Origin of the sequence: Selenomonas sp. (genome assembly GCF_052169755.1) — a bacterium.
Classification (GTDB): domain Bacteria; phylum Bacillota; class Negativicutes; order Selenomonadales; family Selenomonadaceae; genus Selenomonas.
In genome coordinates this window covers 1-8,747 of the sequence record NZ_JBQNBV010000088.1, presented here as the reverse complement: position 1 = coordinate 8,747, position 8,747 = coordinate 1, and the positions used below count along the sequence as shown (strand labels likewise).

Sequence of the window (8,747 nt, the reverse complement as noted above, 5' to 3'; positions counted from 1 at the left end):
CGATGCCGTGCGCTTTGAGCTTTTCCATCGCCTCTTTGCGCCCTTCTTCCGTATGGAAGCGCTTGGAGCGTCCTGTGCCGAGGAACGTGCCGCCGCGCTGGATGAGATCGCTGACGCTGCGCGTCGAAAGCTCCTTGATATCACCGTCCAAAAGCCCCGTATAGCCGCCGTAAATGCCGAAGATCTTCACGCCCTCGGATATCGCCGTACGCACGACGGCACGCGCCGCCGCATTCATGCCCGGACTGTCGCCGCCCGAAGTCACAACGCCAATCGTACTGATCATGTATCTCTCTCCTATCCTGCCACTATGGTACGTCTCTCAAATCCTCAGGCGTTGACCGTACTCGTATGGAAAAGTCGGATGCCCTTCTGCCCTGCACCCGCCGCCTTTTCCATCAGCGCACGAATATCCGTCCCTTCATCCATCATCTGCGCATTCACCATATCGGCGAGCATCGGCAGGCTTGCCCCCGTGACAATGCCATACTTCTCGTTGTTGATGACGATGCGGCAAGCGGTATTGTACGGCGTGCCGCCAAAAATATCAACGAGGAAGAGCGCACCGCCCGACGCATCGACCTTTTCCAAGGCAGCCTCGTACTTCGCCGTAATGTCCGCAGACCCCTCCCCCGGCAAAAACGTGACCGCCGCCGTATTCTGCACCTCTCCAAAAATCATATCGACGGATGCGAGCAGCTCCTCCGCCAATCTGCCGTGTGTGCCAACGATGATTGCAAACATATCCATTACCCCCCGGATGGGCTTTTACCCAAGCATAGAATCCAGCGCTTATCATTCTTATTATAGCAAATTTTTTCCTCTATGTCCTCTGAAAAAAGCGGTTAATTTCCAAGGAGTAAAATTTACAGCAAAAAGCCGCCCGACGCTTTCTTTTGCGGCGGACGGCGTTCCGTTGATAGTTTCTATACCCCAAGCACTTCATCCATCGCCTGCTTCATGCGGCAGATCGCGGTGTCAAGCTCTTCCTTCTTGATGTTGAGCGGCGGATTGAAGTAAAGAACGTCGCCCAACGGGCGCAGCAGCAGCCCGTGACGCAGAGCCGCTCGATAAATGGCGTAGCCAAGACGGCGGCTTCCGTCGAAGGGACGCTTCTCCTGCTTGTCCTCGACAAGCTCGGCGGCGTGAATCAAGCCGATGTGGCGAATCTCGCCGACATGCCTGTGCGCACCGAACACCTCTTCCATGCGCGAGGTCAGCCAGAGAGCCGTATTTTCCGCTTCTTCCAAGATATTTTCCTCGTCGAGGATGTCGAGGACGGCGAGAGCCGCCGCGCAGCCAAGCGGATTTCCCGCGTAGGTGTGGCTGTGCATAAACGCCTTGCCTTCGCTCCACTCTGCATAGAAAGCGTCATAAATCTTCTCTTTAACGACAGTAATCGACATCGGCATATAGCCGCCCGTCAAACCTTTGGAAAGGCACATGATGTCGGGCGTAATGCCCGCCCGCTCCGTCGCAAAGAGCCTGCCCGTCCTGCCGAAGCCCGTCGCGATCTCATCGGCGATCAAGAGCACATCGTAATCGTCACAAAGCGCACGCAGTTTTTTGAGATACAATTCGGGGTAAATGCGCATACCCGCGCTGCCCTGCAAAAGCGGCTCGACGATCATCGCCGCACATTCTGCCGCGTGCTCGGCGAACGCCTTTTGGACATAGGCGAAGCACTCGCAGGCGCACGATTCGCGCGTCTTCTGGAAAGGACATCGGTAGCAGTCGGGCGCTTCGACGTGGATGTTGTCCATCATCATGGGCTTGTACATCTGGGCGAAGAGATCCATGCTGCCGACGGAGAGCGCACCGATCGTCTCGCCGTGATAACCTTCGGAAAGACACATAAAGCGCGTCTTCTTCATGCGCCCCGTCTGCTGCGAGTATTGAAACGCCATCTTGAGCGCGGCTTCGACGGCGGACGAGCCGTTGTCGTTGAAGTGGAACTTCGTGAGCCCCGCCGGCACAAGTGCGGCAAGACGTTCCGCCAGTTCGATGGCAGGGCGGTGCGAGAAGTTTGCGAAGATGACATGTTCCAAGCGGTCGAGCTGCGCCTTGATGCGTGCGTTGATCTTCTCGTTCGCATGACCTAAGAGGTTCGCCCACCACGAACTGACAATGTCGAGATAAGCCTTTCCATGCACATCGTAGAGCCACGCGCCTTCCGCATGGTCGATGACCATAGGGCGAAGCTCTTCATAGTCCTTCATCTGGGCGCATGGGTGCCAGATATGACGTAAGTCGCGTTCTTCAATCGTTGGCATAGATTCTCCTCCTAAGTTTATGCGTACAGCGCGGCGAGCGCGTCGGCGGCAAGCGGCAGATCCTTCGCACCCTTTTCAACACAGGCGAGGACGGGCGCACCCGTCATTTCCTCGACCATCTTCTTATTGTCCTCCTGCATACGATCCCCCGCCTGCCAGTGGTTGAAAATGAAGCCCGCCAAAGGAATCTCTCGCATCTTCAAATGCTCGGCGGTCAAGACGGCGGCGTTGATCGTGCCGAGCCCCGCGTCGGCGATGACAAGCGCAGAAAGCTGCAAGCGCACGATGAGATCATCGAGCACAACATGCTCCTTTTCATCCCAGCGCAGCGGGCAGATGATGCCGCCGCTGCCCTCGACGGTCAAATAGTCGAAGCGTTCCTTCGCCGTGAAAAAATCGCGCTCGACCTTGTCAAAGTCGATGGGGCGGCTCTCGATCTTCGCTGCAAGATGCGGCGATACAGCGTCACGATAGATATAGGATACGCTCGCGTCCTCTGCCGCCAACCCCGCCGTGCGGCGAACGAAGAGCGCGTCGCCCGGCAAAAGCGCACCGTCCGCGCCCACCTCCGCGCCCGAAAGCGCCGCCTTGTAATAGCCCGCGCGAAAACCCGCGTCCTTCAGGCGTTTGACGATAAGTCCCGTCACATACGTCTTGCCGATGTCTGTGCCCGTTCCCGTGATGAACAATGCTTTTCCCATGAAAGATATCTCCTTTAACCACAAAGAGGATTTTAGAGCCAAAGCCCCGCCTTACGGCAGCGCATACCGATGAAAGCGGCGGCAAGGCACAGCAAAAAATCCGGCACAACCTGCAGAACGCCGCAGTACCAGAGCGCGAGCCAGAGCGTGATCGGCGCATCGACGATATAGTTCGAGGCGATATAGAAATAAGATATGCCAAAAAGATACACGACCGCCATACCCGCGAGGCACGCGCCGAGCACACGCTTGAACGTCGGCTCGCCGCCGCGCACGAGCGCACCCGTCAGATACGCCTGACAGATGAAGCCGACGAGATAGCCAAACGTCGGCTGCAGGATGTAGCTTGGTCCGCCGCCCGACGCGAAAACGGGAATGCCGATAAGCCCCATGAGAACATAAGTGCCGACCGCTACCGCCCCGAGCCGCGCCCCGAGCAATACGCCCGCCAAAAGCGTGAAGAGGAACTGCAAGGTGTAGACGTCCGTGCCAACAGGAATGCGAATGAAGGCGCCGACGGCAACAAGCGCGATAAAGAGCGCACAGAGAACCATTTCTCTGATTTTCATAAATCTCGAATCCTCCCTCAAGTATAGTTTCATAAATCGCTCTTATCATACGCTCTTGACGGCAAATTGTCAACTATATATATGCAGATGGTTGACATTTATCCTATAAAATTTTTCTTTTCAATATTACATGCTTTACCGTCCGTTCATCTCCTACGAATCCCAATCCACAGCGTCATGAGCCATCGTAGCGCCACGCATATATTCTTGCACAGCGATCAGATGCGATTCTCGATCATCATCCGTTGCAACATCATCTGCATCTTTCGGCAAAAATCGCTTCACCACTTCCAAGAGAATCGGTAATTCTCCATCTGGAATAAAATCTATCATTTCTACGATTTGCGCTTTGACCGTCATAACAGAAAACCTCCCTTATAAACATCGCCCCTTGGTGCAATTTTTTCAATCAGAATGGTATTCTTATCTGGATACGAAAATACGATTCGCCAACCGCCAACACGCATCCTATAGAGTTCATCACTTCCCTTGAGCCGTTTCACATCGCCCTGCGGCAATCCTTCGATTGCCTGCTTGATACGCCGCTTTATCGTTCTGTCCATTGCTCCAATACTTTTCACAGCCATTTTTGCATATTGTATGTTCATAAATCATATTCCTTTTCTGAACATCTCCTCGTATTTGCAAAGACTTCTCTCTAAAGTATATCAAAAAGAGATGGCGCGCGCCATCTCTTTTCCTGCTTCATCTGCCCTTGCTGTGATCCTTCAAGGCGCGTTCGATGTCGCGCTTGGCGGCTTTTGTCGCGAGATCGCGGCGTTTGTCGTAGGTATGCTTGCCGCTTGCAAGCGCAAGTTCGAGCTTCGCCTTGCCCTTCGAGAAATAGAGCTTCAGCGGCACGAGCGTGAAGCCCTTCTCGCGCGTTTTGGAAAAGAGCTTGACGATCTCCGCCTTGTGCATGAGGAGTTTTCGCTTTCTGAGCGGCTCGTGGTTAAAGATATTGCCCTGCTCGTAGGGGCTGATGTGCATGTTCTCCACGAAGATCTCGCCATTCTTGATCGATGCGAAGCTGTCCTTGAGGTTCACTCTTCCCGCACGCAGAGATTTGACCTCGGTGCCTTGCAGCACAAGCCCCGTTTCAAAGGTTTCGTGGATGAAATAGTCGTGACGCGCCTTGCGGTTTTCCGCGACGATCTTCACGCCGTCGTTCTTGCGTCCCATCGCTTCCCCCTGTTCTTTCTGCCGAAGCTGCCGCTTCTCCCATCAATCGCTGTTCGCCGTCGCACGCTCGGTCTTATGATGCGGACGCCGCTTCTTGTCGGGCTTGGGCGTATTTTTCTTGCCCTGCTTGCGCAAGTCCTTCGGCGGTTTCATCCAAAACGCCTTGGGGCGACTGCTGCTCGACTCGTCTGCGAGAGCGCCCTGCTTTTCTGCGTGGAACCTTTCCGGCTTCTTCGCACCGCGCCCCTCGCCTTGCAGCTTCTTCCCCTTGTGCGGTCTGCCGCCCTTCTTCCCGTGCGCTGCGCCTTGCTCCACCGCTGTCGGAGCCTTCGGTTCCGCGTGCGCCGCGCTCGTCACATCGGCGATGATCGCATCGGTTCGCTTTTTCTTCGCGCCTTTTCTGCCCCTGCCTTTTTTCGAACGCAGACCTTTCTTCGCGTCCTCATCCCTACGGGAGCCGCCCCGCTCCGCTTTCGCGCCCTCGGGCTTTTTCGCAGCGACGAATACGCCGTTGTCCTCTAAAATGAAGTCGAGATTGCGCTCGGCGATATTGGCGCGAACAAGCACGACGCGAACAGGCTCGCCGAGGCGGTAAGAGACGTGCGTCGCACCGCCGACGAGTGCATAAAGCTCCTCGCGGTACTCGTAGTAATCGTTGACCATGCTCGACACATGGACGAGACCTTCGACGCCGTTGTCCAGCTCACAGAAGATGCCGAACGCCGTGACGCCGCTGATGACGGCGTCGAAAGCGTCGCCGACGAACTGCGCCATATACTCGATCTTCTTCATATCCTGCGTCTCGCGCTCCGCTTCGATGGCGATGCGCTCACGCGCCGAGGTGTGCTCGGCGATCTCGGGAAGGATGCTCCTCAGGCGTTCCTGACGCTCGGCAGCAATCGTGCCCGTCGCGAACGTCTCGCGCAGGAGACGATGCACGATGAGATCGGGATAGCGGCGGATCGGCGACGTGAAGTGGGTGTAGTGACGCGCGGCAAGTCCGTAGTGGCCGAGCGGCTGATCGGCATAACGCGCCTGCTGCATCGAGCGAAGCGAGACGGCGCTGACGATGCGCTCTTCAGGCCTCCCCTTGACCTTTTCCAAGACTTGCTGCACATCCTTCGGCGCGACTTCGCCCGCTTCATTCGGCGCAAGATGCAGCGAGAACGTCGCCAAGAGGTTGTTGAGCCGCTCGATCTTCTCATCTGACGGCTGCTCATGCACGCGGTAGAGGAACGGCTGCTCCTTCTTCTCCATGTGCTCTGCGACAGTCTCGTTCGCCGCGAGCATACATTGTTCGATCATCGACTCCGCGAGCGATCCCGTGCGCTTGATGAGCGCGACGGGCTTGCCGCTCTCGTCGAGCTTCACTTTGATCTCGGGCACGTCGAAGCCGATGGAACCGCGCTCATGACGCGCCTTTTCCATCGCGTCATGCACCTCGCGAAGAGGCGCAAGAAGCGGCAGGAGGTCGGCGTTCTCCGCGCGCACCGCGTCCGCGCCCTCGGCGAAGATCTCGTTGACGAGCGTATAGGTCAGCCGCCGATAGACGTGAATGACGACGGGCAGGATCTCGTAGCTCTTGACGAGACCGTCCGCACCGATCTCCATCTCACATGCCATCGCGAGGCGATCTTCGCCCGCATTCAGACTGCATATACCATTCGACAGCTTCTTCGGCAGCATCGGAATCACGCGGTCAACGAGGTAGACGCTCGTGCCCCGCGCACGCGCCTCACGGTCGAGCGGCGAATTCTCGCGCACATACCAACTGACGTCGGCGATATAAACGCCGAGGAAGAAGCCGCCGTCCGCACGCCGCTCGGCGTAAACGCCGTCGTCCAGATCCTTCGCATCCTCGCCGTCGATCGTCACGATGCGAAAGCTGCGGCGATCCCGTCTGCCGCGAAACTCCTCGGGCGCGACGGCGTCCTCGATTGCCGCCGCCTCTTCCGCTGCGTCGGCGGGAAACTCCTCCGACAGCCCGTATTGGCTCATGACGGAAAGCACATCGACGCCGGGCTCACCCGCACGGCCGAGGATTTCCTCCACCTCGCCCTCGGCGTTTCTCCTGCCTGCCGGCCACTTCGTGATGCGCACGACGACCTTCATGCCCGCCTTTGCGCCATGCACGGCTCCCTTCGGGATGAAGATGTCCTGCCCGATCTTCTTGTCGTCAGGCGTCACGAAGCCGAAATGACGGCTCTCCTCGAACGTGCCGACGATGCACTCGTTCGCGCGTTCGACGATGCGGATGATCTCTCCCTCGCGCGAGCGTCCGGCGATCTCCGACGGCGAAAGCCGCGCCACGACGCGATCGCCGTTCATCGCGCCGCCGAGGCTGCCGCCCGGCACGAAGATGTCGCTGTCCGTCTCCTTCTCGCGTACCTCGGGGATGATGAAGCCGAAGCCCTTCGCCGACATCGAGAGCCTGCCGACGATGAGATTCATGCGCTCTGGCACGCCAAAGCGGTTGTGGCGCGTCTTGATGACGACAGCGGTCTTTTCCAGCTCTTCCAGAGCCGTCCGGAAGCGTGCAAGCTCCGCTTCCGAAAGCGGCATTTCGTCAGCCAGCTCTTCCGCCGTCAGCGGCTTGTACGCTGCCGTGCGCATATAACTCACGATGCGCTCCTGCAATTCATTTTGTTCCATTCATTTCTCCTAGTTCCTTCTCCATTCTTTCACACACCGCCGTGCGCACACAAAAACGCCGCCGTGCGCCGAAACACCGTCCGCCGTTCAGCATCGAGCATCACGAGATGCCCCGAGCGCACAAGCCACAAAACTTCCTTGTGCACCGCGCCCACATGGTCATAGATGTACTTGAGACTCGAACGCTGTGCCGTATGATCGTGCAGCGAATGGACGAGCAAAAGCGGCGCTGTCACGCGCGGCAGAAGCATCTTGACGCGCTCGATGAAACCGACCATCTCATGAATGGCGACAAGCGGCATCTTCTCGTATGTCATATTGCAAAACTCCGGCACATCGCGCAGAGACTTGCGCAGCTTCGGGTGAAATCTGCCGATGCATTCGCTGCGTGGCGGCAGGTACTTCATGCCGCGTCCCTCGTCGATGAAGATCGGTGCGGCGAGCGTCACGACGCTCTCGACACACTTTTGCGCCGCCAAGCGAAGAGCCAAAAGCGCCCCCATCGAATGTCCGACGACAGAGATCCGCCGCGCAGCGCCTGCCAGCAGCGCATACCCGTCCGCCGCCGAATCGTACCAGTCCTCAGCATCCGTATGCGCCATATCCTCCGGGCTGGTGCCATGACCGGCGAGACGCGGACACAGCACCGTATGACCTTCGCGATGGAGCGCTTCCGCCATGAGCCGAAGCTCCGGCGGCATACCCGTAAAACCGTGCAGGAGCAGCACGCCGTGCGAACCGCCCGGCAAGAGAAAAGGCTCTGCCCCCTCGATGATCATTGCCGCCCCCCTTTTCCCGACATGCAGAGCACGCCGAAATCCCGCGCACCTCTCCCGCAATAGAAAGAAACGCCCGGCCTTTTCGCCGAGCGTCCGCCGCATGTGCAGCCGCCAGGAAAACCGCGCCGGATCTCCTGCGCCAAAGGCTGCCCTACATCGTCATCTTGGCAATCACAAGCGTGATCCCGCCAAAAAGAACCGCCAAGACGACGGTCACACGCGCAAGAAGCGCATCCATGCCACGCGCCTTCGCGCTGAACACCGTATCGCCGCCGCCCCCATCGAAGCCGCCCATGCCCGCAGACTTAGGCTCCTGCCCCAAGACAGCAACGATCAAGAGTATGGCGACAAGCGCATCAAGCACCATCAAAAACGTAAGCAAAAGTGAACCTCCTCCAGTTCAGAGAGTCTCTCCTCTCCACCTTATTATACTATTCTATCATGAAAGCCCGAGAAGTCAAGAAAAAGGCGCAGCCATCAAGCGCCGCGCCTTTTTCGTAGAAGCCCCAAGAGGTCAAGCCAAAGACGCAGACCGATTGGCTTTCTCATGCAAACTACATGCGATGATTCAAGTTTTTCCGCTCCATATTC

Annotated in this window: 11 protein-coding genes; all 11 read right to left on the bottom strand. The window is 57.6% G+C overall.

Going from position 1 to position 8,747, the window contains the following annotated elements; all coding sequences use genetic code 11:
• On the bottom strand, positions 1 to 286 hold a 286-nt coding region (locus tag ACTTKG_RS07235), incomplete at its 3' end, for a 6-phosphofructokinase (RefSeq protein WP_442673563.1).
• A 44-nt stretch (positions 287 to 330) separates the two neighbouring features.
• Positions 331 to 744, bottom strand: coding sequence for a PTS sugar transporter subunit IIA (locus ACTTKG_RS07230; RefSeq protein ID WP_442673562.1), 414 nt, complete (start codon positions 742 to 744; stop codon positions 331 to 333).
• Between the two features lie 182 nt (positions 745 to 926).
• Positions 927 to 2,273: an adenosylmethionine--8-amino-7-oxononanoate transaminase gene (gene bioA, locus ACTTKG_RS07225; RefSeq protein ID WP_442673561.1), complete on the bottom strand. Its 1,347-nt coding sequence runs from the start codon at positions 2,271 to 2,273 to the stop codon at positions 927 to 929.
• Between the two features lie 17 nt (positions 2,274 to 2,290).
• Positions 2,291 to 2,974, bottom strand: coding sequence for a dethiobiotin synthase (gene bioD / locus ACTTKG_RS07220; RefSeq protein WP_442673560.1), 684 nt, complete (start codon positions 2,972 to 2,974; stop codon positions 2,291 to 2,293).
• A 32-nt stretch (positions 2,975 to 3,006) separates the two neighbouring features.
• Positions 3,007 to 3,543 carry a biotin transporter BioY gene (locus ACTTKG_RS07215; RefSeq protein WP_442673559.1) on the bottom strand — a complete coding sequence of 179 codons (537 nt, stop codon included), beginning with the start codon at positions 3,541 to 3,543 and terminating at the stop codon, positions 3,007 to 3,009.
• Positions 3,544 to 3,696: 153 nt separating this feature from the next.
• On the bottom strand, positions 3,697 to 3,903 hold the full coding sequence (locus tag ACTTKG_RS07210; protein WP_442673558.1) for a phosphoribosylaminoimidazolesuccinocarboxamide synthase: 207 nt from the start codon (positions 3,901 to 3,903) through the stop codon (positions 3,697 to 3,699).
• Positions 3,900 to 4,151, bottom strand: a complete 252-nt coding sequence (locus tag ACTTKG_RS07205; RefSeq protein ID WP_442673557.1) for a type II toxin-antitoxin system RelE family toxin — start codon at positions 4,149 to 4,151, stop codon at positions 3,900 to 3,902. Before ACTTKG_RS07205 ends, ACTTKG_RS07210 begins: the two co-directional genes overlap by 4 nt.
• A gap of 97 nt (positions 4,152 to 4,248) precedes the next feature.
• Positions 4,249 to 4,725 carry an SsrA-binding protein SmpB gene (gene smpB, locus ACTTKG_RS07200; protein WP_442673556.1) on the bottom strand — a complete coding sequence of 159 codons (477 nt, stop codon included), beginning with the start codon at positions 4,723 to 4,725 and terminating at the stop codon, positions 4,249 to 4,251.
• 42 nt (positions 4,726 to 4,767) lie between these two features.
• Positions 4,768 to 7,377, bottom strand: coding sequence for a ribonuclease R (gene rnr / locus ACTTKG_RS07195; protein WP_442673555.1), 2,610 nt, complete (start codon positions 7,375 to 7,377; stop codon positions 4,768 to 4,770).
• Between the two features lie 29 nt (positions 7,378 to 7,406).
• Positions 7,407 to 8,156, bottom strand: a complete 750-nt coding sequence (locus ACTTKG_RS07190; protein ID WP_442673554.1) for an alpha/beta hydrolase — start codon at positions 8,154 to 8,156, stop codon at positions 7,407 to 7,409.
• Positions 8,157 to 8,307: 151 nt separating this feature from the next.
• A complete protein-coding gene (gene secG, locus ACTTKG_RS07185; protein WP_442673564.1) occupies positions 8,308 to 8,523 on the bottom strand; it encodes a preprotein translocase subunit SecG in 216 nt (71 codons plus the stop codon).
• Positions 8,524 to 8,747 lie beyond the last annotated feature (224 nt).